This window comes from Microbacterium sp. NPDC056569 (assembly GCF_042793475.1).
In the GTDB taxonomy this organism is placed as follows: Bacteria; Actinomycetota; Actinomycetes; order Actinomycetales; family Microbacteriaceae; genus Microbacterium.
Genome location: NZ_JBHTUV010000008.1, coordinates 1 through 26,544, shown reverse-complemented (window position 1 = coordinate 26,544; position 26,544 = coordinate 1). Strand labels below are relative to the sequence as shown.

At 70.6% G+C, this 26,544-nt stretch carries 24 protein-coding genes; 11 read left to right on the top strand and 13 right to left on the bottom strand.

Annotated features, from left to right (window positions below):
- The first annotated feature begins 13 nt into the window (after positions 1 to 13).
- On the top strand, positions 14 to 1,501 hold the full coding sequence (locus tag ACFQ7C_RS10715) for a YdiU family protein (RefSeq protein WP_378900317.1): 1,488 nt from the start codon (positions 14 to 16) through the stop codon (positions 1,499 to 1,501).
- Positions 1,502 to 1,615: 114 nt separating this feature from the next.
- Here ACFQ7C_RS10715 and ACFQ7C_RS10710 read toward each other — a convergent pair whose 3' ends face one another.
- The 4 genes from ACFQ7C_RS10710 to ACFQ7C_RS10695 all read right to left on the bottom strand — a co-directional run bounded on the left by ACFQ7C_RS10710 (position 1,616) and on the right by ACFQ7C_RS10695 (position 3,986).
- The gene (locus ACFQ7C_RS10710; protein ID WP_378900314.1) at positions 1,616 to 2,314 is read right to left on the bottom strand and encodes a hypothetical protein; all 699 of its coding nucleotides are present in this window, start codon (positions 2,312 to 2,314) and stop codon (positions 1,616 to 1,618) included.
- 54 nt (positions 2,315 to 2,368) lie between these two features.
- Positions 2,369 to 3,292 (bottom strand): serine hydrolase domain-containing protein, encoded by a 924-nt coding sequence (locus ACFQ7C_RS10705; protein WP_378900311.1) that lies wholly within the window; start codon positions 3,290 to 3,292, stop codon positions 2,369 to 2,371.
- A gap of 14 nt (positions 3,293 to 3,306) precedes the next feature.
- The gene (locus ACFQ7C_RS10700) at positions 3,307 to 3,717 is read right to left on the bottom strand and encodes a GreA/GreB family elongation factor (RefSeq protein WP_378900308.1); all 411 of its coding nucleotides are present in this window, start codon (positions 3,715 to 3,717) and stop codon (positions 3,307 to 3,309) included.
- Between the two features lie 98 nt (positions 3,718 to 3,815).
- Complete coding sequence (locus tag ACFQ7C_RS10695; protein ID WP_378900305.1) at positions 3,816 to 3,986, bottom strand: hypothetical protein; 171 nt, start codon at positions 3,984 to 3,986, stop codon at positions 3,816 to 3,818.
- 103 nt (positions 3,987 to 4,089) lie between these two features.
- On the opposite strand from ACFQ7C_RS10695, the gene ACFQ7C_RS10690 reads away from it, so the two are divergent.
- Both ACFQ7C_RS10690 and ACFQ7C_RS10685 read left to right on the top strand, forming a co-directional pair.
- Positions 4,090 to 4,458 (top strand): VOC family protein, encoded by a 369-nt coding sequence (locus ACFQ7C_RS10690; RefSeq protein ID WP_378900302.1) that lies wholly within the window; start codon positions 4,090 to 4,092, stop codon positions 4,456 to 4,458.
- 104 nt (positions 4,459 to 4,562) lie between these two features.
- Positions 4,563 to 6,146: an L-serine ammonia-lyase, iron-sulfur-dependent, subunit alpha gene (locus ACFQ7C_RS10685; RefSeq protein ID WP_378900299.1), complete on the top strand. Its 1,584-nt coding sequence runs from the start codon at positions 4,563 to 4,565 to the stop codon at positions 6,144 to 6,146.
- A 58-nt stretch (positions 6,147 to 6,204) separates the two neighbouring features.
- Here ACFQ7C_RS10685 and ACFQ7C_RS10680 read toward each other — a convergent pair whose 3' ends face one another.
- Positions 6,205 to 6,786, bottom strand: coding sequence for a thymidine kinase (locus ACFQ7C_RS10680; RefSeq protein WP_378900296.1), 582 nt, complete (start codon positions 6,784 to 6,786; stop codon positions 6,205 to 6,207).
- A gap of 28 nt (positions 6,787 to 6,814) precedes the next feature.
- Positions 6,815 to 7,999, bottom strand: coding sequence for a low temperature requirement protein A (locus ACFQ7C_RS10675; protein ID WP_378900293.1), 1,185 nt, complete (start codon positions 7,997 to 7,999; stop codon positions 6,815 to 6,817).
- Between the two features lie 113 nt (positions 8,000 to 8,112).
- On the opposite strand from ACFQ7C_RS10675, the gene ACFQ7C_RS10670 reads away from it, so the two are divergent.
- Together ACFQ7C_RS10670 and ACFQ7C_RS10665 are read left to right on the top strand one after the other, a co-directional pair.
- On the top strand, positions 8,113 to 8,937 hold the full coding sequence (locus ACFQ7C_RS10670; RefSeq protein WP_378900290.1) for an ABC transporter ATP-binding protein: 825 nt from the start codon (positions 8,113 to 8,115) through the stop codon (positions 8,935 to 8,937).
- Positions 8,934 to 9,668: an ABC transporter permease gene (locus tag ACFQ7C_RS10665; protein WP_378900287.1), complete on the top strand. Its 735-nt coding sequence runs from the start codon at positions 8,934 to 8,936 to the stop codon at positions 9,666 to 9,668. The genes ACFQ7C_RS10670 and ACFQ7C_RS10665 overlap by 4 nt, the downstream gene beginning before the upstream one ends.
- 21 nt (positions 9,669 to 9,689) lie before the next feature.
- Here the strand turns inward: ACFQ7C_RS10665 and ACFQ7C_RS10660 are convergent, their stop codons facing one another.
- Positions 9,690 to 10,130: a MarR family winged helix-turn-helix transcriptional regulator gene (locus tag ACFQ7C_RS10660; protein ID WP_378900284.1), complete on the bottom strand. Its 441-nt coding sequence runs from the start codon at positions 10,128 to 10,130 to the stop codon at positions 9,690 to 9,692.
- Positions 10,131 to 10,172: 42 nt separating this feature from the next.
- On the opposite strand from ACFQ7C_RS10660, the gene ACFQ7C_RS10655 reads away from it, so the two are divergent.
- Positions 10,173 to 11,972 (top strand): DUF2207 domain-containing protein, encoded by a 1,800-nt coding sequence (locus ACFQ7C_RS10655; RefSeq protein WP_378900281.1) that lies wholly within the window; start codon positions 10,173 to 10,175, stop codon positions 11,970 to 11,972.
- Positions 11,973 to 11,993: 21 nt separating this feature from the next.
- On the opposite strand, the gene ACFQ7C_RS10650 is transcribed toward ACFQ7C_RS10655, so the two are convergent.
- From ACFQ7C_RS10650 to ACFQ7C_RS10635, 4 genes are read right to left on the bottom strand one after another with little or no spacing between them, the layout of a single operon-like run.
- Positions 11,994 to 13,475, bottom strand: coding sequence for a cation acetate symporter (locus ACFQ7C_RS10650; RefSeq protein ID WP_378900278.1), 1,482 nt, complete (start codon positions 13,473 to 13,475; stop codon positions 11,994 to 11,996).
- A complete protein-coding gene (locus ACFQ7C_RS10645; RefSeq protein WP_378900275.1) occupies positions 13,472 to 13,885 on the bottom strand; it encodes a hypothetical protein in 414 nt (137 codons plus the stop codon). The genes ACFQ7C_RS10650 and ACFQ7C_RS10645 overlap by 4 nt, the downstream gene beginning before the upstream one ends.
- On the bottom strand, positions 13,882 to 14,625 hold the full coding sequence (locus ACFQ7C_RS10640) for a LytR/AlgR family response regulator transcription factor (RefSeq protein ID WP_378900272.1): 744 nt from the start codon (positions 14,623 to 14,625) through the stop codon (positions 13,882 to 13,884). Before ACFQ7C_RS10640 ends, ACFQ7C_RS10645 begins: the two co-directional genes overlap by 4 nt.
- Positions 14,622 to 15,869 (bottom strand): sensor histidine kinase, encoded by a 1,248-nt coding sequence (locus ACFQ7C_RS10635; protein WP_378900269.1) that lies wholly within the window; start codon positions 15,867 to 15,869, stop codon positions 14,622 to 14,624. Before ACFQ7C_RS10635 ends, ACFQ7C_RS10640 begins: the two co-directional genes overlap by 4 nt.
- A gap of 180 nt (positions 15,870 to 16,049) precedes the next feature.
- Between ACFQ7C_RS10635 and ACFQ7C_RS10630 the strand changes: the two genes are divergently transcribed.
- Together ACFQ7C_RS10630 and ACFQ7C_RS10625 are read left to right on the top strand one after the other, a co-directional pair.
- Complete coding sequence (locus ACFQ7C_RS10630) at positions 16,050 to 16,418, top strand: DUF485 domain-containing protein (protein WP_378900266.1); 369 nt, start codon at positions 16,050 to 16,052, stop codon at positions 16,416 to 16,418.
- Positions 16,418 to 18,034 carry a cation acetate symporter gene (locus tag ACFQ7C_RS10625; RefSeq protein ID WP_378900263.1) on the top strand — a complete coding sequence of 539 codons (1,617 nt, stop codon included), beginning with the start codon at positions 16,418 to 16,420 and terminating at the stop codon, positions 18,032 to 18,034. The genes ACFQ7C_RS10630 and ACFQ7C_RS10625 overlap by 1 nt, the downstream gene beginning before the upstream one ends.
- A 464-nt stretch (positions 18,035 to 18,498) precedes the next feature.
- Here ACFQ7C_RS10625 and ACFQ7C_RS10620 read toward each other — a convergent pair whose 3' ends face one another.
- On the bottom strand, positions 18,499 to 20,100 hold the full coding sequence (locus tag ACFQ7C_RS10620; protein ID WP_378900260.1) for a DUF5060 domain-containing protein: 1,602 nt from the start codon (positions 20,098 to 20,100) through the stop codon (positions 18,499 to 18,501).
- A 192-nt stretch (positions 20,101 to 20,292) separates the two neighbouring features.
- Here ACFQ7C_RS10620 and ACFQ7C_RS10615 point away from each other — a divergent pair, with 192 nt between their 5' ends.
- The gene (locus ACFQ7C_RS10615; protein ID WP_378900257.1) at positions 20,293 to 20,997 is read left to right on the top strand and encodes a DUF899 domain-containing protein; all 705 of its coding nucleotides are present in this window, start codon (positions 20,293 to 20,295) and stop codon (positions 20,995 to 20,997) included.
- Between the two features lie 66 nt (positions 20,998 to 21,063).
- Here the strand turns inward: ACFQ7C_RS10615 and ACFQ7C_RS10610 are convergent, their stop codons facing one another.
- Positions 21,064 to 21,969 (bottom strand): phospholipase, encoded by a 906-nt coding sequence (locus tag ACFQ7C_RS10610; protein ID WP_378900254.1) that lies wholly within the window; start codon positions 21,967 to 21,969, stop codon positions 21,064 to 21,066.
- A 304-nt stretch (positions 21,970 to 22,273) separates the two neighbouring features.
- Between ACFQ7C_RS10610 and ACFQ7C_RS10605 the strand changes: the two genes are divergently transcribed.
- A complete protein-coding gene (locus ACFQ7C_RS10605) occupies positions 22,274 to 24,229 on the top strand; it encodes a GMC family oxidoreductase N-terminal domain-containing protein (RefSeq protein WP_378900251.1) in 1,956 nt (651 codons plus the stop codon).
- A 176-nt stretch (positions 24,230 to 24,405) separates the two neighbouring features.
- On the top strand, positions 24,406 to 26,511 hold the full coding sequence (locus tag ACFQ7C_RS10600) for a glucose PTS transporter subunit IIA (RefSeq protein ID WP_378900248.1): 2,106 nt from the start codon (positions 24,406 to 24,408) through the stop codon (positions 26,509 to 26,511).
- Positions 26,512 to 26,544 lie beyond the last annotated feature (33 nt).

Below are 26,544 nucleotides of genomic sequence, written 5' to 3'. Positions count from 1 at the left end.
GTGAAAGGCCCCGATGGCTGCAACCGCCGCCGTGACAGTGGTGCGCGAAGCGCCGGTGCTCGAACGAGTGTGGGCGGAGATGTTCCCGGAGCTCTCACGGCCCGTCACACCCGTCCGCGCGCCGCAGCCGCACCTCCTCGCACTGAACGAGCAGGTCGTCCGCGACCTCGGCCTCGATCCCGCCTGGCTGCAGTCCGGCGAGGGCGTGCGGTTCCTGACGGGAGGATCGCCGGGGCGAGGATCCCGACCCATCGCCCAGGTGTACGCGGGCCATCAGTGGGGTCTGTTCAAGCCGATCCTCGGCGACGGTCGTGCTGCGCTCCTCGGTGAGGCCCGTGACCGGACCGGGCGCCTGCGTGACGTGCACCTGAAGGGCATCGGCCCGACGTCGATGTCGCGCGTCGACGGCTACGCCGTCGTCGGACCGATGCTGCGCGAGTACCTGATGGGCGAGGCGATGCACGCACTGCGCGTCCCCACCACCCGCGCGCTCGCCGTCGTGGCCACGGGTGCGCCTCGCCACCACGACGGCCGGGTGCTGCCGGGGGCGGTGCTCGCCCGCACGGCAGCGAGCCATGTGCGATTCGGCACGTTCGAGTACGCCCGCGCACAGGGCGACCACCCGTTGCTGCGTCGCCTCGCCGATCACGTCATCGCACGCCACTACCCGCGCGCCGGTGCTGCCCACCACCCGTATCGGGCTCTTCTCGACGAGATCGTGGAAGCGGTGGCGGCGCTCACCGCCGACTGGATGCGCACCGGCTTCGTCCACGGCGTGCTCAGCACCGACAACGCGCTGGTGTCCGCCGAGACCATCGACTACGGTCCGTGCGCATTCCTCGATGCGTATGAGCCGGGGGCTTACTTCAGCTCCATCGACGAGAGCGGCCGCTACGCCTACGACAGACAGCCGTCCATCATGCGCTGGAACCTCGAGCGGCTCGGAGACGCGCTCTCTCCGCTCCTGGCCGACGACGCGTCGACGGGCGGGCTGGTCGCCGCGGAGATCGTCGCCACCTTCGACGCGCGTCACCGGGCGCATCGGGTGGCCGCGTTCCGCGCCAAACTCGGCTTCGACGAGCGGGTCGACCACGCGGACGCCGCTGAACTGGCAGATGCCGCCCTGCACCTTCTCGCCGACCACGACGTCGACTTCACCGGCTTCTGGCGAGATCTCGCCGCTGCCGCCGACGGTGACGAACGGCCGTTGCGCGACCGATTCCTCGGACACGTGCCGGATCTCGACCTGTGGCTGGCGGGGTGGTCCGCGCTGGCGCCCGATGCCGCCCTGATCCGTGCGGTGAACCCTGTCTACATCGCCCGCAACCACCTCGTGGAGGAGGCTCTCCTCTCGGCGACCGCGGGCGACCTCGAGCCCTTCGAGCGGCTGCTGCGGCTGGTGCGCGATCCCTACACGGAGCGGCCGGGGAGCGCGTACCGGCGATTCGCGCAACCGGCCCCGCTCGGCAGCCCGCGGCACCGGACGTTCTGCGGCACGTGAGTCCGGCCTGACGTCGGCGCCGCGGGGCTCAGCGGCTGGCCCGGTAACGGGGAACCGGGGTGGGAGCTGCCGGCCGAGCGTGCCCAGACCGATCGGGGGCCAGAGGGCGTCGGGTCAGGCCGATCCCGGATCCCGCGTCCGAAGCGCGATGCGCAGGAGCGGCACGTGCTCGCGCGGGACGACGACCGTGGTCACCACGTCGTGGTCGAGTTGCGCCCCGATGGCGTAGACGAACGGATCCGTGTCGATCTCGGCGGCGGGAACGGCGTGCCCGTCGATCTCGAGCGTCGCCGCGGCGTTGACCGACGACGGGCCGACCTGCCAGGGGCCGTCATCGGTCGGTCCCGGCGGCAGCCCGAGTTCCTCGCGGAACTCGTTCATCAGGATATAGTTCGCGTGGTCGATGAGCTGCCGGCTGAGCGTCGTGTACTCGGACGCATCCCGGTTCCAGCTCGTGCGCACCGCTTCCCACAGGCGGGGATAGCGCATCGTCTCGACGTACTCGATCAGCCAGGACGGGCGGGGCCATGGCGGGACGTCGTCGATCGCCGCCCGCTCCTGCGGGTCGAGTTCCCGGAGGTTGACGGGGTCGCTGCGATCGTCGGGGTTCCGCCAGAGCGTGTAGGACAGGCTCACCGATAGCTGAAATCGTCCCTTCGCGTCCGTGCCCTCTGCGAAGCCTGGGGCGCCGATGTCCTCGATCGAGGGTTGCGGAGTCAGATCCATCAGCGGGAAGGGGAGGTCGATCAGACGCCGCCGGGCCTGAATGCGCGGGTCGGGGGCATCCTCGGGAAGCACTCCGGCGAACTGCATGTCCCGAGCGTCTCGGATCCCGCGGCCACGCGCAACCCGCAAATCGTCGGACGGCTACTGCTGCTGCGCGTCGGCGAGGATGACCGCGACGCGGGCCGCCATGGCGTCCGCGCCGAAGTGGTCGTCGGCGGTGAGGGTCGCCACCGCGTCGCCCGCGAAGATGAGCAGCTGACCGTATGCGCCGTGCAGCCGCCACGCGGCACCCGGGCCGTCCCACCCGGCGAGCGCGTAGCGGGCGTAGCCGTCGTTCTCGCCGGCCGTCACCCAGTCGGAGTGCATCGCATCGATCCACTCCGCCGACACGAGGCGCCGGCCGTCCCACTCGCCGCGGTCGCGGATGAGGCGGCCGATGCGCGCCAGCTCCTCGGTGCGCAGCGCCAGGCCGCCGCCGGCGACGATCCGCCCGTTCGGGCAGCGCTCCCACTCGACGTCGTCGATGCCGAGCGGTGCGAACAGCCGCGGGGCGAGGTAGTCGGCCACGTCGCCCACCCGCTCGGCGAGCACGCGCATCGCGGTGTAGGTGCTGGCGTTCGAGTACTGGAACACCGGTCCGCGCGAAGGGCGCCGGAGGAACTCGTCCGAGAGGTCGGGCCAGTCGGTCATCATCGTCGCGGACCAGGCCAGGTCGATGCCGCTGGTCATCGTCAGAAGCCGGCGCACCGTGACGGCCTCGACGCCTTCGCCGAGCTCGACGCCCGGGAGGTATGTCGCCACAGGTTCGTCGAACGACAAGCGGCCTTCGTCGGCGGCGATCCCGGCGGCGAGGACGCAGACGCCCTTCGCGGCGGAGTGGATGTCCTCCCGCACGTCGGCGGTCCAGCGGTGCTGCGCGACATCGTCGCCGACGAGCACGTGCAATCCGTGCGCGCCGAAGGCCGCAGCATCCGTTTCGCTCACGATCTGGTCGCGGACGAACTGCGCACGGGTCGAGCCCCGAGGCTGTTCGTTCAGCGGAGCGCGCTCCGGCGTGCGCGGCATCCGCGGCGCGGCGCTCAGCTGTGCGGGACGGCGTCGATCACCGCGCCGCCGATCGTCGCACCGGTGGGCGCCGGATACGAGAAGCGGTCGCCCGGGAGCAGCCCCGCGATCGCCTGGCCGAGCGGCGAGTCGGGGGAGTAGACGGCGGTGTCGCCGTCGGCGCCGAGAAGGGTGCGCGAGCCGAGTAGGAACGTCTCCCGCGACCCGTCGGCCTCGAACTCCACGGTGACCCGCATGCCGGGTTCGACGATCCCGTCGTCGGGGCGCTCGCCGACCTGCGCACGGCGGATGATGCCGCGCAGCTCGAGCACTCGGACCTGGGACTGCTCGTCCTCGGAGCCCTCGCGCGCGAGCAGCTCGAGCTCTTCCTGCAGCTGACGCAGAGCGTCCTGCGTGAGCCAGATCGGCTCCTCCACAACAGACACGGCAAACCTCCACGGCCGGGACAGATGAAGTTCCCGAGCCTAGCGGTTCGCGCCGCGGGGCGCACCGCGAGTGCGGCCGTCGGCGCTCGCGGCGCCGCCTACCTGCGCTGTTCGAAGGCGCCCGCGGTGATGGGGATGGCGACCGCGGCCACGATGCACAGCAGGCCCGCGATGAACACGAGCGCGGGCAGGATCGGTGACGCGAACGACAGGCCCAGGATCACCATTCCGCCGATGAGCAGGATCAGATAAAGCACGAACAGCAGCATCGCCAACCTCCAGGATCGCCTCCCTCATTGATACTCCTCAGGGCGGCATCGCGGGAAGGGCGACGGCCTGGCACGACGCCCTTTCCCGGGCGACAATGACGCCATGAGACTCGTGCAGGTCGCCCAGCACGCCGACGACCTCGAGCGTGCGGCCGCCTTCTACTCCGCCCTTCTCGGCAGCGAGCCGACGGCCGTGTTCGACCCGCCGGGGCTGCTGTTCTTCGACCTCGGCGGCGTGCGGCTCCTGCTCGACCGCAATGCGCCCACCGCCGTCCACTACCTGTACGTCGACGACCTCGCCGCCGCGATCGAGCGCATCGGCGATCGCGCGGAGGTGATCGGGCCGCCGCATCGGATCTTCACCCACGAGGACAGCACGCTCGGCCCCGCCGGGCACGACGAGTGGCAGGCGTTCGTGAGGGACTCCGAGGGCAACACCGTCGGCCTGGTCTCGTTCCGGGCCGTCGCCTGAGAGCGTCATGCTGCACCCTCGGCTCGTCCCTGATGAGGCATCCTGCTCGTATCGAGTCGGTAACGCCGGTCACATTGCATGCTGGAGCGGTTAGCCTGGTGGCGATGAGCGCCTATGTCTCGGCGTTCGAGCTGTTCTCCATCGGCGTAGGACCCTCGAGCTCCCACACGGTCGGCCCCATGCGGGCCGCCCACGACTTCGTCGTCCGGCTCCGCGAGAGTGGCATGCTGCCGCGCGTGGGCCGCGTCACCTGCACGCTGTACGGCTCGCTCGGTGCAACGGGCATCGGCCACGGCACACCCGACGCCGTCGTCGCCGGCCTGCAGGGCCTCGAACCCGAGACGGTGGATCCGGATGCTGTGCGCTCGGCGTGGAGCACCTGGCCCGACGATCGCACGCTCGAGCTCGCCGGGGTCCACCCGGTGCCCTTCGAACGCGGAGACGTCGTGTTCGCTCCGCGCACGCGGCTGCCTGCTCACCCGAACGCCATGACGCTCGAGGCATGGGCCTCACCCGATGACGGCCCCGCCCGTGCGCTCGCCGCGACCGGGGTGCGCGAGACGGGCACGACCGTCGCCGCCGAGCCGGTGGAGGGGGCGGATGCCGGGCTGCTCGTCCGCGAGACCTACTACTCCGTCGGGGGCGGGTTCATCCGTCGCGACGGCGAGGCGGCGCAGGTGCGCGCACACGCCTTCCCCCTCGACTTCTCGAGCGCCGAGGAGCTGCTCGCCGTGTGCGACGAACGCGGCATCACGATCGCCGAGGCCGCCCGCGTCAACGAGGAGGCGCTGCGCCCCGACGAGGACATCGCCGAGGGGCTCGACGCGATCTGGGACGCGATGGCGGCATGCGTCGAGGCGGGCCTGCAGGCCGGCGGCGTGCTTCCCGGGATGCTGGGCGTCAAGCGCCGCGCGGCCTCGATCCGCGAGCAGCTCGAGGCCGCCGAGGCCGACGGGCGCAGAGAGCTCCCGGGGGAGTGGCTGGGCGCGTTCGCGCTCGCGGTGAACGAGGAGAACGCCGCCGGCGGCAGAGTCGTGACCGCGCCGACGAACGGTGCCGCCGGCATCGTGCCCGCGGTCGCGATGTACTGGTGGCGCTTCCTCGCGGACTCCGGCCTCGGGGCCGGCAACGCGGTGACGCCGTACGGCGAGCTGGTCGGCAGCGCCCTGCTCGGCTACCACGGGCACACCGCGACCGCCGAGGAGGCCGCAGGCTGGGATGACGAGCAGGTGGCCGAGGCGAACCGTCGCCGCGGCATCCGTCGCTTCCTCCTCACGGCCACCGCGCTGGGCTCGCTGTTCAAGGCCAACGCGTCGATCTCGGGCGCTGAAGGCGGGTGCCAGGCGGAGGTGGGATCGGCGTGCGCGATGGCCGCGGGCGGCCTCACCGCGGTGATGGGCGGCACGAACCGGCAGATCGAGAACGCCGCCGAGATCGCGATGGAGCACCACCTCGGCCTCACGTGCGACCCGGTCGGCGGCCTCGTGCAGATCCCGTGCATCGAGCGCAACGCGATCGCTGCGTCCACCGCGGTCACGGCCGCGCGGCTCGCGCTGCGCGGCGACGGCTCGCACTACGTCTCGCTGGACGCGGTGGTGGAGACCATGCGCCAGACCGGCATCGACATGTCGCACAAGTACAAGGAGACGAGCGAGGGCGGCCTCGCGGTCAACGTCATCGAGTGCTGACGCCAGCGCACGGGCTGAGAGGCGAGGGGGAGGCGGAGGTGAGACGGATGCTGCGGCCTCAGGTGCGTCCGCCGGTGAAGTGCCGGCGGCAGCGGGCCTGGTAGGACTCGATGCCGCCGACCTGTGCGGCGGTCGGCACCCGCGGGTCGCCGGTGGTGTCGGCCGCGATGCGCTGGTGGAACGCGGCGTCCTCGCCGCAGACCGCGCACACCGCGGTGAGCTTGAGGACGTCCTCGGCCATCGCCATCAGCGCCGGCAGCGGCTCGAACGGCCGGCCGTCGAAGGTGACGCACAGCCCAGACACCACCACGGTCACTCCGCCGGACACGAGCTCGTCGACCGCGGCCACGAGCTCGGTGCCGAAGAACTGCGCCTCGTCGACGGCGACGATGTCGAGACCGCGGCCCTGCACCCCGGCGACGAGGGAGGCCACGTCGGGCACCGACCGCGACGGCACGCTCAATCCCGAGTGCGAGCTCACGAGCCCTTCGCCGCGACGGTCGTCGAGGGCGTGGCTCACCACCTCGACCTCGAGGCCGGCGATGCGCGCGCGGCGGACGCGGCGCAGCAGCTCCTCCGACTTGCCCGCGAACATCGGGCCGCACACCACCTGAAGCCGGGATTGCCTGGTCGCGCGCATGTCGCAACCTTACGTCCGCAGACGGCGATCAGCCCCCCGCCCGGCTTCCGCGCCGCACGCGCCCGACCGTCTCTCCGACGGCCACGCCGGCGAGCACGAGCGCCGTGGCGATCGACAGGGTGAGCGTGTCGAGCACCATCGCGGCGACCGCGAGCAGCGCGAGCGCGAGCAGCCCCGCGAGCTGCGCACGCGCCCAGCGGCGCTCGAGCAGGTGGCGGAACAGCACCGTGCCCACGAGGAACAGCATCGGGCCGCCGATGACGGCGATCGCCGCGGCGACGTCGTGCGCGTGCGGGTGCGAGAGGGCGTCCTTGTCGCCCACGCTGATCACGACGATTCCCGCCACGATCGGCAGGTGCATCCACGTGTAGGCGGTCCGTGCCAGCCGGCCCGGTGTGTCGGACGTCTCGATGGCCTCGGCGCCGACGCGCTCGCCGTGGTCGAAGTAGATCCACCAGGCCGCTGCGGCGGTCGCGAACGCGCTGACGAGGGCGACGATGGATGCCGCGGACGACTCGGTCTCGGCGAAGATGAAGCCCGTGACGAGCATGCCCTCGCCGAGGGCGATGAGGACGAAGAGCGAGGTCCGCTCGGCGATGTGAGGCCCCGAGAGATCCCAGCGGTCGAGGCGCACCCGGCCGAGGCCCGGGACGGGGAAGGCGAGGAGCGTCCCCGCGAGCTCGATCGCGAGCGCGATCGTCCACAGCGGCAGCTGCCACGGGAGCGGCAGCAGCGCCCCGACGAGCCAGAAGACGGCGCTCGCGACCGTCCACGCCAGCACCGCGGTGAAGTCCCTGGACACGGCCGGATCGTGGCGAGCGGTCGCCCACACGATGAACGCCGTGCGCCCCACCTGCAGGACGACGTAGGCGATCGCGAACGCCCACGCCCGCTCGCCGAACGACTCGGCGATCGAGACGCTCATCACGAGCGAGACGAACGCGAGGCCGATGACGGCGCCCCGGACCGGCAGCGTCACCGGGTCGAGCCAGTTCGTCACCCAGGTCGTCGAGACCCACGCCCACCACAGCGCGCACACCATGATCACGCTCTCGAAGACCCCGAGGGGGCTCTGATTCTCGTAGAGGAACGCAGACAGCTGCGTCAGTGCGAACACGAACACGAGGTCGAAGAAGAGCTCGATGTGCGTCACGCGATCGGCGCGCGGCGAGTCCGTCGGCCTCATCGCGTTCCGGGTGATCCCGAAGGGCATGCTCCATCCTGGCACCGCGCGCTCGCGAGGGAGGGCCGATCTCTTCGACCGGACGATCGGCGCGCCGACCCCAGCCCTGGACGGCGGGGCGGCGCGGGGCCACTATTCATCACGTGACGAACAACGCGGGGACGGATGCCGTGAGCGTGCGTGGTCTGCACGTCCGGCGTGGCAGGACCGAGGTGTTCACGGGGCTCGATCTCGACATCCCGCGAGGCCAGATCACCGGGGTGCTCGGTCCGTCGGGGTGCGGCAAGACCACGCTGATGCGCTCGATCGTGGGCGTGCAGAAGGTGGCGGCGGGCACCGTCACCGTGCTCGGCGAGCCCGCGGGCTCGAGCGCCCTGCGCAAGCGGGTGGCGTACGACACGCAGGCCGCGTCGGTGTACGGCGACCTCACGATCCAGCAGAACCTGCGGTACTTCGCTCGCCTCGTCGACGCTCCGCGCAGCGACATCGACCGGGTGATCGAGCAGGTCGGTCTCGCCGACCAGCGCGATCAGAAGATCGACTCGCTCAGCGGCGGGCAGGAGAGCCGCGTCTCGCTCGCGGTCGCGATGCTCGGCGTTCCCGAGCTGCTCGTGCTCGACGAGCCGACCGTCGGGCTCGACCCGCTGCTGCGCGCCGAGCTGTGGGAGGTGTTCCGAAGCCTGTCGGGGGCGGGCGCCACGCTCGTCATCTCGAGCCATGTGATGGACGAAGCGCTGCGCTGCGACCGTCTCGTGCTGATGCGTGGGGGTCGCATCATCGCCGACACGACACCCGACGGCCTCTTGGCCGACACCGGGACGGCGGATCCCGATGCTGCGTTCCTCACGCTCATCGACCGCGACGCGCACCCTCGGGCAGAGGTCGAGGCGCAGCATCCGCTCACCCGCCGTGAAGCGCGCGAACAGGGCGAGCATGCGCACCACCCGCACGACGGGAGCGCCTCGTGAACGGTGTCCTGACCCTCGCGACGGCCGGGCGGGTGCTGCGGCAGCTCAGCCACGACCCGCGCTCGATCGTGCTCATGCTCGTCGCGCCGAGCCTGCTCGTCGGACTGTTCGCGTGGCTGTTCAGCGACCAGGAGGGAGTGTTCGACCAGTTCGGGGGTCCGATCCTGGCGCTGTTCCCCTTCATCGTGATGTTCCTCATCACGTCGATCACGACGCTCCGCGAGCGCCGGTCGGGAACCCTCGAGCGGCTCATGACGACGCCGATCGCGAAGGCCGACTTCATCCTCGGGTACGGGCTGGCGTTCGGACTCATGGCGACGCTGCAGGCCGTCATCACCGTGACGTTCGCGGTGTGGGTGTGCGGGCTCGAGGTCGACGGGCCGCTGTGGCAGCTCGGCCTCGTCGCGGTCGTCGACGCCATCCTCGGCACCGCGCTGGGGCTGCTCGCGAGCGCCTTCGCGCGCACAGAGTTCCAGGCGGTGCAGTTCATGCCGCTGATCGTGTTCCCGCAGATCATCCTCGGCGGCCTGTTCATGCCGCGCGAGGACATGCCAGAGGCGCTGTACCAGATCTCGAAGATCCTGCCGCTGAGCTACGCCATCGACACGATCAACGCCGTCACCGACGGCGACGAGGGCTGGGAGGTGTTCGGGCCGCTGCTGATCGTGGTCGCGTTCGCGGTGGGAGCGCTGATCCTCGCGTCCCTCACCCTCCGGCGCCGCACGCCGTAGCCCAGGCCCCGGGAAACGAGATCAGCAGCTCGCCTGCTTGTTCCGCAGCTTCGCGGTGAGGTCGCGCAGCTGGCAGAGCTCGTCGTCCGACAGCAGCGACATCCGCTCGGCGATGGCCTTGCCGTGCGCGCTCGCGATGCGGCGGAACAGCGAGGCCCCGGCGTCCGTCGCGTGCACGAGCGCGCCGCGCCCGTCGTCGGGGTCTGCGCACTTGGTGAGCAGCCCGCGCGCGACCATGCGGTCGACCAGGCGCGAGACGCTCGGCTGGCTGATCAGCATGTTGGCGGTGACGTCGCGCAGGCGCGCGGTGAGGTCGGTGCCGCGGGTGACGGTGAGGAGCACGTCGTACTCGGCCTGACTCAGCGTCTCGTCGTCGAAGTCGTCGTTGATGTCGCCGAACACCTCGTGCTGCGCGCGGAAGAGACTCTCCCACGCGTCGATGGCGAGACGGCGATCGGTCATAGCGTCAAGATTAGAGCCTCTCACCGACCCTAGGCTGGCCCCATGGCGTCTTCTGCAGTCGCGTCGTCGCGCACGCGTCGCTGGGGAATGGTGGGGCTGGTGCTCGCCGTGCTCGCCGGCGTGCTGCTCGCCGGTGTCCACCCGAGCCCGGCTCGCGCGGACGTGGACGACTTCTCGTTCGAGAGCCTCGACGTCGAGTATCAGCTCGGCCGCGCCGAGGACGGCACGAGCACGCTCACTGTCGTCGAGACCTTCATCGCGCGGTTCCCCGAGATCGACCAGAACCGCGGCATGCGCCGCATCATCCCCGACAGCTACCAGGGCGCGCCGCTGCGTCCGGACCTCGTCTCGATCACCGACGAGAACGGTGCGCCGCGTGCCGAGGAGACGGAGTCGGAGGACGGCTTCTACATCATGACGTCGCGTGCCGACGACTACGTGCACGGCCGCCAGACCTACGTCTTCACCTACACCCTCGAGAACGTCACCCGCTATTTCGCCGACACCGGCGTCGACGAGTTCTACTGGGACGTCAACGGCGTCGCGTGGCCGCAGCCGTTCGGCCGCATCACCGCGCGTGTGACCATGCCCGGCGACCTCGAGGCCGCGCGCACCGGCGCGCAGGCCTGCTACGTGGGCTCGCAGGGCTCGACGCAGACCTGCCCCATCGGCGACGCCGACGGGGCGGTCGTGGCGTCGGTCTCGAACGTCGGGCCCTACCAGACGCTGACGATCGCGATCGGATTCGAGCCCGACACGTTCACGGAGTTCGACCCCGCCTACCTCGCGTCGCCCTGGGGGTGGCTGCAGGGCACGGTCGCGCTGCTCGGACTGGGCACCGCCGTCGTGCTGGCGGCCGTGGCACGCCGGCGCCACCTGCGCGACGAGCCCGGAAGGCCCGTCATCATCGCGGAGTACACGCCGCCTCGCGGCATCGACGCCCTCGAGAGCGCCGTGCTGCTCGGCCACACCACGAAGGCGATCCCCGCCGAGGTGCTCGAGCAGGCGGTGGTGGGCAGCATCCGTATCGAGGAAGGCCCGCCCAAGTGGTTCGGCGGCACGAAGCTGAAGGCCGTGCTCGTGGACCCGTCACTCGCCGACGGAGACGGACGGATGCTGCTGCCCGGCCTCTTCCCGATGGGCACGCCGGGCGAGGAGTTCGAGTTCGGCCGCAGCGACACGAGGTTCTCGACGACCGCGCAGAAGGTGCTGAAGGCGGCGTCGGCGGAGCTCTCGGCCCGGGGGCTCCGACGCAAGGTGCCGCTGGGCGCACGGGCGTGGCCGGTCGTCGTCGCGATCGTCTCCGCGGTCCTCGTGCTGCTGTTCGGCATCGGCGCGCTGGCGGGGTACGTGACGCCGTGGGTGCCGATCCTGGTCATCATCGGCGCGGTGCTCGTCGTGCTCGTGGTCGCGGGGATGGTGTCGCGCAAGCCGCTCACCGCCGCCGGCGCCGAGGCGCGAGATCACCTGCTCGGCCTGAAGCAGTTCATCGAGTGGGCCGAGGCCGACCGCATCCGCATGCTGCAGTCGCCGCAGGGCGCCGAGCGGGTGCGCATCGACGTCTCCGACCCGCGCGAGAAGCTGAAGCTGTACGAGAAGCTGCTGCCGTACGCCGTCGTGTTCGGCCAGGAGAAGCAGTGGGCCGAGGAGCTCGCCGTGCTCTACGGATCGGGCACCTCGCCGGGCTGGTACGCGGGATCGAGCGGGTTCGACGCCGCGGCGTTCTCGGCCGGGATCTCCAACCTGTCGACGTCGGCTTCGTCCTCGTCGTCGTCCGGCGGGTCGTCGGGAGGCGGCTCGGCCGGCGGCGGAGGTGGCGGGGGCGGGGGCGGCGGCGTCTGACGCGGATGCCGACCGCTGGTCTCAGCCTTCGCGCCCGGCCGGAGCGGTCGCCTCGGGCACGTGCAGCCGGGTGAGGAAGCGGTCCGTGCCGCGCGGGATCCCGCGCCGATCCGCGCGTGAGACGAGCACCGTCACGACCACCGCGACCGGGACGGTCCACGCCGCGGGCTGCTCGAGGAACGGGCGCATGACGGGGAGCCCGGCGGTGACGAGCCCGCCGCCCAGGATCGCGACGCCCGACAGCACCGCGCCGGTGATCATGCCGGCGATCGCGCCGCGCGCCGTGAGACCGCGCCACCAGATGCCGAGCAGGAGCACGGGGCACAGGGTCGACGCGGTGAACGCGAAGACCAGGCCCACGCTGCCCGCCAGGCCCGCCGGCTCCGTGGCCAGCGCGACGACCAGCGGCACGAACGACGACAGCACCGCCGCGATGCGGAAGCCGCGCACGCTGCCGCCGAGCAGATCCTGGCTGATCACACCGGCGAGCGACACCACCAGGCCCGACGACGTGGACAGGAACGCCGCGAACGCCCCCGCGATGACCAGGGCGGTCAGCACGTCGCCGAGCGGCCCGGGGATGAGCCGGCCGGGGAGCAGCAGGACGAGCGCGTCGGCGTCGCCCGACGCCGCCAGGTCGGGCGCGAAGGCGCGCCCCAGGAACCCGAACGCCGTGGGGAACAGGTAGAACACCGACAGCAGCACGAGCACGATGACGGTGGTGCGGCGGGCGGCGACCCCGTCGGGGTTCGTGTAGAAGCGCACGAGCACGTGGGGGAGTCCGAGCGTGCCGAGCAGCAGCGCGACCATGAGCGACACCGTGCGGTAGACGTCGAGGTCTCCCGGCCCGGCGCTCGGCGGGAACGCCTCGACCGGCGGCAGGACGGGCGGCACGTCGCCGACCAGGAGCAGGATCGCGACGACCGGGACGGCGAGCGCGGTGAGCTTCAGCCAGAACTGGAACGCCTGCACGAAGGTGATCGAGCGCATGCCGCCGGCCGCGACCACCACGGCGACGATGACGGCGACGGCGAGCGACCCCACCCAGGCGGGCAGCCCCGTCGTGATCCGCACCGTGAGGGCCGCGCCCTGCAGCTGCGGCACGATGTAGAACCAGCCGATGACGATCACGAGCGTGCTGGTGACGCGGCGCGCCCACAGCGAATCGAGTCGCGCCTCGGTGAAGTCGGGGATCGTGTAGGCGCCGGAGCGGCGCAGCGGCGCGGCCACGAACAGCAGCAGCATGAGGTAACCGGCGGTGTAGCCGATCGGGAACCACAGCGCCGAGGAGCCCGTGAGCAGGATGAGGCCGGCGATGCCGAGGAACGACGCGGCCGACAGGTACTCGCCGCCGATCGCCGACGCGTTCCACCATGGCCGCACGGTGCGGCTCGCGACGTAGAAGTCGCTCGTCGTGCGGGACACCCGCAGGCCGTAGAAGCCGATGAGCGCCGACGCGACCGCCACTCCGGCGATCGCGAAGTACCCGATGGCGGCGTTCACTCGTCCTCCGCGAGCGCCCGGTACCGTGCCTCGTTGCGCGACGCCGCGCGCATGTAGAGTCCGCCGACGGTGATGGCGAGCGGGTACACGCCGGCGCCCAGGAGCAGCCACGACAGCGGCACGCCGAGCACGAACGTCGTGTCGAGCTCGGGCACCAGCGCGACGGCGAGCACGAAGAGTGCCGTCGCGACCACGAATCCGAGTGCGAACACGATTCCGAGCCGCAGCTGCGAGCGGATGAGCGAGCGGACGTACACCCCGGCGATGTCGCTCGTGGGCCCGCCGTCCGACTGCGGCGCCGCGGAGCGGACGGATGCTGCGCGGGAGCCCGCGCGGGGAGCGGTCACACGGACGCGGCCCGGGGCAGGTGGGTGCTGGTCCGGTGGTGCACCGTCGCCCACGGAGGTCATGCGCGCGGCCGGATCGTCGCGGACTCGAGCCGCTCGCGCAGCGCCGGGAGGCACCGCCGGCTCACCGGCAGCTCGGCTCCGCCGACCGTCACACTGGGGTGGTCGCCGCCGAGGCGCAGCCGCGCAAGGTGAGGGATCGCGACGAGGTACGAGCGGTGGATGCGCACGAACGCGTCGGCCCACTGCCGCTCGAGGTCCGCCATCGGCACCCGCACGAGGTAGCTGGCCTCCTCGGTGTGCAGCCGCGCGTAATCGCCCTGAGCCTGGACGTACCGCACCTCGTCGCGGCGGATCATGCGCGTCGTCCCGCCGAGCGTCACGGCGATGAGCTCCGCCTGGGCGGCGGCCGCCGCATCCGTCACCGGCGCAGCCTGCGCCTTCATCGCCTCGATGATGCGCGTGACCGAGCGGTGCAGCCGCTCGGTGCGCACGGGCTTGAGGAGGTAGTCGACCGCAGCGAGGTCGAACGCCTCGAGGGCGCTCTCCTCGTCGGCGGTCACGAACACCAGGGCGGGCCGGCGCTCGAACCGCTGCAGCGCGCGGGCGAGGTCGAAACCGCTCAGTCCGGGCATGTGGATGTCGAGGAACGCGGCGTCGACGCTCTCCCGCGTGAGCAGGCGGATCGCCTCAGCCCCCGACGACGCCTGGTGGATGATGCCGATCCGCGGGTCCTGTCCGAGCAGGAACACGAGCTCGTCGATCGCGGGCTGCTCGTCGTCGGCGATGAGCACGGAGATCACGGGTTCGGCCCTCCCTCGTGGTTCGCGGGGCGCTCGAGCGTCGCCGTCGATCGGGCGGGGCCGACGGATGCTGCGACCCGCCCCGGCTGCGACTTCGGCACGCGCATCCGCACCAGGGTGCCCGCGCCGACGTTCGTCTCGACGACGAGGCCGTGCTCGTCGCCGTACACCTGCCTGAGCCGGGCGTCGACGTTGCGCAGGCCCACGTGCTCGCCGGGGGCGCCGCCGGCGAGGGCCCGTTCGAGCACGACCGGGTCGATGCCGACGCCGTCGTCCTCGACGCTGATCTCGGCGAACGCACCCTGATCGGACGCTTCGATCGTGATGCGCCCGCCGCCCTCCTTGCCCTCGAGCCCGTGCCGGACCGCGTTCTCGACGAGCGGCTGGATCGACAGGAACGGCACCACTGTCGACAGCACCTCGGGCGCCACCTGCAGCGTGACCCTCAGGCGGTCGCCGAACCGCGCGCGCTCGAGCTTCAGGTAGCTGTCGATCGAGCGGAGCTCTTCGGCGACCGTGGTGAAATCGCCGTGACGGCGGAACGAGTACCGCGTGAAATCGGCGAACTCGAGCACGAGCTCGCGCGCCTTGACCGGATCGGTGTTGATGAACGACGCGATGGCGTTCAGTGAGTTGTAAATAAAATGCGGGCTGATCTGCGCGCGGAGCGCCCGGACCTCGGCCTCGGCGAGGGCCGCTCTCGAAGCGTCCAGCTCACCGAGCTCCACCTGCGCCGCGACCCAGTCCGCCACCTCTCCGGTGGCGCGCACCAGCCCGGCCCGCACGCGCGGCGCGAACGCGACGATGGCCCCGGCGGGCTCACCGCCGGCGAGGATCGGTGCGGCGACGGCATCCGTCTCCCGTTCTCCGATCCGGATGCGCCGCTGCATCTGGGTGCGCCCCGACGTGCGTGCCTCGGCGGCGAGCCGGCCGGCGACTTCGCGCACGGCGTCGTCGCCCTCGACGGTGACATGGCCGGACGGGTCGGCGAGCGCCAGCGTCTCGCACCCGAGGAGGGCCTTGAGGTGGCGTCCGGCGCGCGTCGCGTCGCCCTCGGCCATGCCGCCGCGCAGGTGCTTCGCGGCCCGGCTCGCGAGGTGGAGCGTCTGATACGTCGCCTGTTCGACGTCGGTGCCGAGCTCCTTCGATGCCACCACGATGCGCCGGAGCAGGATGACGACGCCGACCGCGAGGGCCCCGGCGAGGACGCCGGCGGCAGCGGCGAGCAGCATCGACTCGGGCATGCGGCCAGCGTAGCCGTCGTTCGTCGTGGTCGATCCGCCGTTCGTCGCACCGTGGGCGCCGTTCAGCGACGACGAGCGGCGGCGACCCCCGGGCCGACCGGCCGAAGACGAGCATGGTCGCACTGTCAACGCAGCGGCGCGGCCGACGGGCGCGCCGATCCCCCTCGAAGGAGAGACGCCATGGGCAACGAGGCCCCCAGCGCCACGACGAACCTCGCAGAGGTCGACTACGGCGCGGTCCAAGCATCACCCGAATTCCAACGGCTCCGGCGCACGCATCGGAGCTTCGTCTTCCCGGTGCTGGGCGCATGCCTGGCCTGGTATTTCGCCTATGTGCTGCTCGCGAGTTACGCCCACGACTTCATGTCGATCCGGGTGTTCGGCAGCGTCAACGTCGCCATGCTGCTCGGCATGGCGCAGGTCGTCACGACCTTCGCCGTGACCACGTGGTACGTCCACTACGCCAACAAGCGCCTCGACCCGCTCGCGGAGGAGATCCGCGACGAGATCGAGACCGGCGAGTTCGAGAACGCAGGGGAGGCGCGCTGATGCGGTACTTCGAAGCGGCGGCGACCACGTCGCCGGGCGAGCCGTGGCTCAACATCGCCATCTTCGGCGCGTTCGTCGCCGTCACGATGGTGATCGTGTTCCGGGCCAGCCGGAACAACAAGACCGCGGCGGACTACTACGCCGCCGGACGCTCGTTCACGGGCGGCCAGAACGGCTCGGCCATCGCAGGCGACTACCTCTCGGCGGCGTCGTTCCTCGGCATCGTCGGCGCGATCGCCATGACGGGATACGACGGGTTCCTCTACTCGATCGGCTTCCTCGTCGCGTGGCTGGTCGCGCTCCTGCTCGTCGCCGAGCTGTTGCGCAACACCGGCAAGTTCACGATGGCCGACGTGCTGTCGTTCCGCCTCAAGCAGCGCCCGGTGCGCATCGCCGCGGCGACGACGACGCTCGTCGTCTGCTTCTTCTACCTGCTCGCGCAGATGGCGGGAGCAGGCGGTCTGGTCTCGCTGCTGCTCGGCATCGGCGACCAGCTCGGCCAGGCGGTCGTCATCACGGTCGTCGGCGCGCTGATGATCCTCTACGTGCTCATCGGCGGCATGAAGGGCACCACGTGGGTGCAGATCATCAAGGCGGTGCTGCTCATCGCGGGTGCCGGTGTGATGACGGTCTGGGTCCTCGCGCTCAACGGCTTCGACTTCTCGGCGCTCCTCGACAAGGCCGTGGCCGTCGCCGAGAACCCGGCCATCCTCGACCCCGGACTCAAGTACGGCGTGTCCGACACCTCGAAGATCGACTTCCTGTCGCTCGGGCTCGCGCTGGTGCTCGGCACCGCGGCGCTTCCCCACGTGCTCATGCGGTTCTACACCGTGCCCACCGCGAAGGAGGCGCGCAAGTCGGTGGTGTGGGCCATCTGGCTCATCGGCATCTTCTACGTCTTCACGCTCGTCCTCGGCTACGGCGCGGCCGCGCTCGTCGGCCCGGCGGTCATCGCCGCGGCACCGGGCGGGCCGAACTCGGCGGCTCCGCTCCTCGCGTTCTCGCTCGGCGGCCCGCTCCTGCTCGGCCTCATCTCCGCGATCGCATTCGCGACGATCCTCGCGGTCGTCGCCGGCCTCACGATCACCGCGGCGGCGTCGTTCGCGCACGACATCTACGCGTCGGTCGTGAAGAAGGGCAAGCCGGAGCCGGGGGCCGAGGTCAAGGTGGCGCGGCGCACGGTGGTCATCATCGGTGTCGTGGCGATCATCGGCGGCATCGGCGCGAACGGCCAGAACGTCGCGTTCCTGGTGGCGCTCGCCTTCGCGGTCGCCGCCTCGGCGAACCTGCCGACCATCGTGTACTCGCTCTTCTGGAAGCGGTTCACCACCAAGGGCGCGCTCTGGAGCATGTACGGCGGTCTCGCCTCGGCGATCCTCCTGATCGTGTTCTCGCCGGTCGTCTCGGGCTCCGAGACGTCGATGCTGAAGACGGACGCGATCGACTTCGCGTGGTTCCCGCTGTCGAACCCGGGCATCGTCTCGATCCCGCTGGCATTCTTGCTGGGCTGGATCGTGAGCGTGCTCGACAAGACCCCCGAGGACCCGAAGAAGCAGTCCGAGATGGAGGTGCGCTCGCTCACCGGCATCGGCGCCGAGAAGGCGGTCAGCCACTAGCGCAGAGGGCAAGAGTAAGGGCCGGTCGGAGAGGCTACCGACCGGCCCTTGTCCCTTGCACCAAGAGTGTCCTGCAATCACATGCCGGTAGCTGCCACAGCAAAACAACTACCGTGCAAGCACTCTATAACGGCGAGGTAACGCTGGCAAGGGCTCGTCGTGATCTTTTCGTGACCTGCGCCGGGGTGTGCACGGCGCACGCCTCGGCTCCCTAGCGGAAGGGCAGCGCGGGCCGCAGCGTGAAGCGATGAAATCCCTGGTCAGGATGGCAAAGTGAAGGGCCGGTCGGAGAGGCTGCCGACCGGCCCTTTGTCCCTTGCACCAAGAGTGTCCTGCAATCACATGTCGGCGGCTGCCACAGCAAAACAGCTACCGTGCATGCACTCTATAACGGCCAGATAACGCTGGCAAGGGCTCGCCGTTATGTTTTCGTGATGGGTCTTCCGAGAGTCCGACCCTGCCTCTCACACCTGCGTGAACCTCACCGCGATCCACTGCTTGCCCGGCAGCCCGACGGCCGGACGCGCGGGATCCTGGGCGCCACGAGGGACCTTCGCCATGTTGAACACGCCCGCCGGGGTGATGGTCATGTTCCAGGTGTCGATGATGTCGACGTTGTACGACCGCCCCGCGCCGCTGGGCAGGATGGCGGCCCACTCGGTCGGCGCGTCCTCGCCGAAGTACTTCACGTAGTACTGGTTGTCGACGCCGGCGATGTCGTAGTCCCAGTCCGGCTGGAGCGCATTGATGCCCGGCGCCGGGCCGTCCTCCATGACCTGCTTGAGGAACGCCAGGCGGGGCGCGCTGGTGCCGTTGAGCGTGCCGCCCTGCCCGAGCCACGAGATGCTGGGCTTCTGCTCGGGGTTGAGGGTCTCACCGTGCCCGCAGTAGGTGCCGCCCACGAACGTGTTCCAGAACCGGTGGGTCATCTGCTCGCCGGAGAGCTGACCCCAGCGCTCACTGATGTTGCCCTCGTACGCGACCTCGTCGAAGATCACCGGCTTGAGCGCGAACTGGCGGTGGAAGTGCGCGCGGAGGCCGTCCAGCGCCGCCCCGCCGGCCTGGATGCTGGCGTGCGTGATCCAGGGTTTCCGGGCGTCGTAGTAGATGTTCTTGTTGTGGATCGACCGCAGGCGGCTGTGCGGATCGGCCGCCTGCAGCACCTGGAACAGGTGGTCCCAGTTGTCGAGCGTCTTGGTCTTGATGCCGTCGTACTCGTTCGCCATCGACCACCACACGTTTCGGTACGCGCCGAACCGGGCGGCGACGTAGCGGACGTAGCGCTCGTCGTGCTCGCGCGCCATGTCGGAATACCCGCGAGCCGTGTCGTATGGCTGATAGAGCACGACGTCGGCCTGGATCCCGAGCTCGAGCAGCCGCTGGATGCGGCTCTCGTAGCGGCGGAAGTACGCGGGATCGATGCGCGTCGGGTCCCAGTCCTTGAGGCCCGGCCCCGTGCGCACGAACGGGTCGGTCGCCTCGGCGGGCACGTTCGGGAACACCAGCATGCGGATCTTGTTGAACGGCGACTTGCTGAGGGTGTCCAGTGTCAGCTCGCACTTCTCGTCGGGCTGGAGCGCCCATGAGTACGACGTCGTGCCGATCTGGCGGTAGGGCGACCCGTCGGCGTAGACGAAGTGGTATCCGTTCGGAACGACCAGCACGGGCCCGTGGTTCCCGGCCGAGGGCTCGACCACGGTGAGGCGTCCGGACTGGCGCAGCGCCGGCTGGTTGCTGTCGACGGCCCAGGTCCACTCACCCGTCCGCGGCGGCGAGAAGCGAACGCGGAAGGTGCCGTCGCCGTCATAGAAGCCGGGAACCGTGATCGTCTGACCCGCGGCCTGGTAGACGGCGGCGAGCGTGACGTCCACATAGGGGTTTCCCTTGTCGGGGCCGCGCAGGACGATCTCGTGCATGCCCCAGCGTTCGACCGTCTTGGGGTTGTTCGCGCTCTCGCCCTGCGCTCCCGGCGCCGTCGACGCCATGGCGGGACTCGGTGCCCCGATCGCGGCGGCGGCTCCCAGGATGGCGGCGCCGGTCAGGACCGTGCGTCGTGTGATCTCCATCGATCATCCTCCAGATGATTCGTCGAGGTGGATTGACTGCCTCCCCAGGCTATGGAGCCATCGAGTAATTTCGCTACCCCGTATAAAAATGCAGTGTGGGAGTGGGGTCAGGGGCGTCAGTGTCGACCCCTTGACCGCGGCATCCAGATGTGTACAGTGTGAACATACGCACTCGCACACTCGGAGGTTCCGATGCAGAGCACGACCCAGAACGCCCTTCCGCCCGTCGTCGATGCCGAGACGTGGCGCCGCGAGCTCGAGGAGCTCCGCGTGCGGGAGAAGGCGGCGACGCGCGAGCTCGACGCGATCGCGGCGCAGCGCCGGCGGCTGCCGATGGTCGAGATGCCCGACTACACGCTGATGGGCGAGTACGGCCCGGTGCGCCTCGTCGACGTCTTCGAGGGCAAGTCGCAGCTGATCGTCTACAACCACATGTGGTTCGAGGGCAAGCAGTGGCACTGCCCCGGCTGCACCGGCTACACGTCGCAGTTCACGCGGCTGGACTTCCTCGACGCGTACGACGCCCGCTTCGTGATCGTGACGCAGGGGCCGATCGACGAGGCGCTCGAGTACAAGGAGCGCACCGGCAACCGCATGGACTGGTTCTCCACCGCCGGCAGCACGTTCGGCGCCGATGTGGACGCCCCGGCGGGCGGCGGGTTCGCCGTCAACGTCTTCCTCCGCGACGGTGACACCGTTTACCGCACGTGGCACACGAACGGCCGCGGCACCGAGCAGCTGAGCCACACCTTCCCGCTGATCGACGTGCTCCCGTACGGACGCCAGGAGGAGTGGCAGGACTCGCCAGAGGGCTGGCCCAAGACCGACACCTACGACGGATGGTTCACTTCGCAGAAGGTCGCGGAGCTCTATGGGCCGGGCGCCCACGAGCACTGAATACGCGGATGCCGCACTCCGCGACTGCGGCCGGGGTGCGGCATCCGGTTCACCAGATCGCGGAGATCAGTACCAGTCGGTCGCCTGCGAGTGGCCCCACGCGGCGCAGGGCGTGCCGTAGGCGCGCAGGATGTAGTCGAGACCCCAGGCGATCTGCGTCGTGGCGTTGGTCTGCCAGTCGGCGCCGAAGCTCGCCATCTTGTTCCCGGGGAGCGACTGCGGGATGCCGGTCGCCCCGCTGCCGGAGTTGTAGGCCTGGTAGTTCCAGCTGGACTCCTTGGTCCAGAGCGACTCGAGGCACGAGAACTGGCCGTCGCCCCAGCCGTACTGCGAGGCGGCCATCTGACGCGCGGTCGCCTTGGCGCCCTCCGGGGTGTTCGCCGCGGCGAGGGCGGCGGCGGCCTCCTCGGCCTGCCGCTGCGCCTCAGCGGCGGCAGCGGCGGCGGCGGCCGCTGCGGCGGCGGCGGCCTCTTCTGCGGCCTTCTTGTCCTCGGCGACGTCGAGGTGCTCGCGGAGCTCGGCCACGCGGGCCTTCACCTTGTCGGTGACGCCGGCGGCGTCCGCGGCGAGGCCGGGGATCAGGAGCATCGGCACCACGTCGAGCTTCGTGAGGCGATCAGCAGCCTCCTCGAGATCGGCGGTGTCGATCGAGGTGTCGGCGAGGCCGATGTCGAGGCCCGAGGCGGCGATGTCGGCGGTCACGACGGCGGCATCGCTGAGCGCGGCGTGCGCGGAGAGCAGCGTGTCCTGGGCGTCGCCGCGGATCTCGCGGAGGCTCGCCGCAGCGCTCTCGGGTGCCGCGACGGCGGCGATGGTCGATGCGGCCAGCGGTGCGGCGGCGGCGAGGGCTGGAGACGCGAGCGTGAGGCCCGTCGTGGCGAGGACGCCGACGGCCGCGACGGCGGCGACAGTCGGCACGAAGAAGCGGCGGCGTGGACGGCGGGCAGGCGTGTGTGAGGTGTCTGAATGCATGGCGAACGTACGATCCTTCGGGTTTCGCGCCGCGGGTGATCGGCGCTATGCGCCTTCGGGTCGGACGCACAAGTCCACGAGTCTGCCTCATCGCGTCTGGACGGTTCCCGGTGGTTTCCTGGGCGGAACGTGAGAGCGCTTTTCGGGGAAAGGCCTGATCGGAGTATGAGAAACCTCTCACGCAGGCTTGTTCCTCTGGCCCGCACACCATGCCTGACCAGTGAATTTCCGTTCACTTAACTCTTGTCCCGGCGCACCTGCGTGGTGCATGCTGGCCGCAGCAACGGCGCACCTGGAGGCACCCATGACGTTGACCGCAGTGCAGCGGGCGACATTCGAGTCCATCTTCGACACCTTCGCCCCCGGCGACGGCAACGGCATCCCCTCGGCCACCCGGCTGGGCGCGGTGCCCATCGCCGAGGGAATGCTCGAGGCGAACCCGCGGAAGGAGGAAGCCGAGCTCCTCGCCCGCGTGCTCTCCCTCTGGGACACGCCGCTCGGCGGCATGCTGCTCGGCATCGGCCCGCGCCGGTTCTCGACGCTGCCGGCGGCCCGGCGCGAGGCCGCGCTCATCGCCCTGTCGGACTCGCGCGTGCCCCTCAAGCGCGTGCTGTTCCAGAACCTCAAGTCTGCGGCGATGCTGTCGTACTACGTCGCGCCCGGAGCCGACGGCGCCTCACCGCTGTGGACGTCGATGGGCTACCCGGGTCCGCCGGGCCCTCGCCCCGACGCATCGACGCCGCCGCTGCACCCGCAGACGCCCGAGTCGGACCTCTCGCTCGACTGCGACGTCGTCGTCGTGGGCTCCGGGGCCGGCGGCGGCACGGCTGCGGCCGTGCTCGCGGCGCAGGGGCTCGACGTGATCGTGCTCGAGAAGGGCGCGTACTACGACGACCGCGACTTCGACGGCAGCGAACTCGGCGGCCTCGCCCGCCTCTACGCCCCGGGACCCTCCGCCACCGCCGAAGGGCAGCTCAGCATCCTTTCGGCGCAATGCCTGGGCGGAGGCACCGTCGTGAACTTCTCGACGTCCTTCCGCACGCCCGACCACGTGCGCGAGGAGTGGGCGGCGAACGGGGTGCCGCAGTTCACGACGCCCGAGTACGACGCAGCCCTCGACGCGGTATGGGCGCGGCTGGGGGTGAACGGCGCGTACAGCGAGCCGTCGGCGCGCGACCGGATCATGGAGCGCGGGCTCACCCGCCTCGGGTGGCACGTCGGTGCTCTCGAGCGCAACGTCGTCGGCTGCGACACGGGTCTCGAGTGCGGCCGCTGCGGCTACGGGTGCCGCATCGGCGCGAAGCAGTCGGTCACGAAGACGTGGCTGACGGATGCTGAGACCGCCGGTGCGCGGCTCTACACGGGCGTCGACGTGCGCAAGGTCGAGACCGCGGCCGGGCGTGCGACCGGTGTGACGGGCCGCACCGCCGCCGGTCACACGGTGACGGTGCGGGCCCGCGCGGTCGTGGTGGCGGGCGGCAGCGTGCAGACGCCCGCTCTGCTGCGCCGCTCGGGCCTGACGAACCCGAACATCGGAAAACACCTCCGCCTGCACCCCGCGACCGCGGTGTGGGCGGAGTTCGACGAAGAGGTGCGCCCGTGGGAGGGCGCCATGCAGGCGCGGTACTCGGCCGAGCACGCCGACCTCGACGGCTCGGGCTACGGCGCCGTGTACGAGACCGCGGCGGCCAACCCGGGGCTGTCGGTCGCGTTCCAGTCGTGGCGCGGCGCGCAGTCCCACCTCGATGTGATGAAGCGCCTCGCGAGCTACTCGAGCGTCGGCGTCATCACCCGCGACCAGGACTCCGGCGAGGTGCGAGTCGACAAGTCCGGCGAGCCGACGATGCACTACCTCCTGTCGGCCCGTGACGCCGCACGCGTGCAGGCGGGAGTGGCGGGCGCGTCCCGCATCCTCGAGGCGGCCGGGGCGCTGCGCATGTTCTCCGGACACCAGGCCGGAATCGAATGGACCCGCTCCACCAGCGAGCCCCTCGACGCCTTCATCGCCCGCTGCGCGGCCGCGGGCTACGGCCCCGGCCGCTGCTCGATGGCGGCACTGCACATCATGGGATCGGCGCGCATGGGCGGTTCCGCGGCCACGAGCGCGGTCGACCCCGACGGGGCCACGTGGGAGGTGCCGAACCTCGTCGTCGCTGACGCCTCCACCTTCCCCACGGCGTCCGGCGTCAACCCGATGATCTCGATCGAGGCGATCGCCTACATGACCGCGACCCGCCTGGCCGGCCGCCTGCAGGCGTGACTCCGGACGGATGCCGCGGCACGCCGCACGACGGCGGGGCGCAGCATCCGTGACCGACGTCGTGGCGTGGGGTATTTCCCGCGCCATCAGGCGACCGCTAGCGTTGCGCTCGACGGGGCACGGCGTGGTGCAGTGCGTCGTCGGTGCGCGCACGACACCTCGCGAAGGAGAGATCCATGGCTACATCGTCCGCAGCAGACATCGTCAATGCCGTCGGAGGCGCCGGCAACATCGAGAGCCTCACGCACTGCGCGACAAGGCTCAGATTCCAGCTCCGTGATGCCTCCGGTGTCGACAGCAAGGCCGTCGAGGCGATTCCCGGGGTCATGGGCGCCGTGCCGCAGGCGGGCGAGCGGTTCCAGGTCGTCATCGGCGGTGGTGTGCAGAACGTCTACAACGACATCATGGCGCTGCCCGAGATGAAGGGCGGGGGCGGGGCGGCAGCACCCGATCCCGACGACATCGACTCGATCAAGGCGCGCGAGCGCGCGAAGGGCGTGCGGGGGAAGGTCGCCTGGATCGACTCGCTGTTCGAGTTCCTGTCGGACTCGTTCCGCCCGATCCTCGGGGCGCTGCTCGGCGCCTCGTTCTTCATCACGTTCATGGCGCTCATGGCGACGCTCGACGTGATTCCGGACTGGAACGCGCCCGGCGTCACGCTGGATCCGTCCTGGGCCTTCATCAATCTGATGTGGCAGAGCGTCTTCGTCTTTCTGCCGCTCATGGTCGCCTACAACGCGACGAAGAAGGTCGGCGCGGATCCGTGGGTGGGGTTCGCGATCATGGCGGTGCTCATGCTCCCGGGCTTCACGTCACTCGCCCAGGGTGTCGAGCCGACGGCGCTGTTCGGGATCGAGGCCGCGCAGGTCGCCATCGTCCCCGTCTTCGGCATTCCGATGCCGATCGCGAACTACAGCTCGCAGGTGTTCCCGCCGCTGCTCATGGCGGCGGTGCTCGGCCCGCTGTACAAGCTGCTGCGAAGGATCATCACGGCCAACCTGCAGCTCATCTTCGTGCCGTTCTTCGCGATGCTCATCATGATGCCGCTGACCGCGTTCGTGATCGGGCCGATCGGCGTGTACGTCGGTGCGGTGCTGGCTCAGACGCTCGCGGCGATCAACAGCTTCTCGCCGTTCATCTTCGCCATCGTCATCCCGCTCGCCTACCCGTTCATGGTGCCCCTCGGCCTGCACTGGCCCATCAACGCGATCATGCTCCTGAACATCCAGACGCTCGGGTACGACTTCATCCAGGGCCCCATGGGCGCGTGGAACTTCGCGTGCTTCGGCGCGACCGCCGGCGTGCTCGTGCTCGCGCTGCGTCACCGCGACACCCAGATGCGGCAGACGGCGACGGGCGCGCTCGCGGCGGGCCTGCTCGGTGGCATCTCGGAGCCGTCGCTGTACGGCATCCATCTGCGGTTCAAGCGGATCTACCCGCGCATGCTCGTCGGCTGCTTCGTCGGCGGTCTCACGATCGGGCTCGGCAGCCTCCTGATGGGACTGGAGAACGGCGTCACCACCCAGGCGTTCGTCTTCACGTCGCTGCTGACGATCCCGGCGTTCCAGCCGACGGGGCTGTACGCGATCGCGATCGGCCTGGCGTTCTTCACGTCGATGTTCCTGGTGATCTGGTCGAACTTCCGCACGCCCGAGCAGCAGGCGGAGTTCGAGGCGGCGCGCGACGCGGCCGAGGCGGCGGCGGCCGCCGAGCACGTGGCTCCGGCCCTCATCGAGGCGAGCGAGCCGCGTGCGATCGACGCGTCCGAGGCGGCGCCCGCCGCGGCGGCGGTGCCGACGGCGACCGCCGTGCTCGAGAAGGCGTCGATCGAGGTGCTCTCGCCGCTGGCGGGCAAGGTCGTCCCGCTCTCGGAGGTGCCCGACCCGGTGTTCGCGGGCGGGGTCATGGGCCCGGGGGCCGCGATCGAGCCGGTCGGCGACACCGTGTTCTCGCCCGGTTCGGGCGTGATCGCGGCGGCGCAGCCGACGGGTCATGCGTTCGGCATCGTGCTCGACGGGGGCGTGGAGCTGCTGATCCACGTCGGCATCGACACGGTCAACCTCAAGGGCGAAGGGTTCGACGTCAAGGTCAAGAACGGCGACCGCGTCGAGCTCGGCACCCCGCTCGTCACCTTCGACCGGTCGGTGATCCAGAAGGCGGGCTACCCCCTCATCACGCCGGTCATCGTGCTGAACGCCGACGACTTCGGAGAGGTGTCGCCGGTGCTCGAGGGCGAAATCGCGGTGGGCGGCTCGCTCATCACGGTCGACCAGAAGGAGTAGGAGGACGGATGCTGCGGCCCGGCGCCGTGCGCC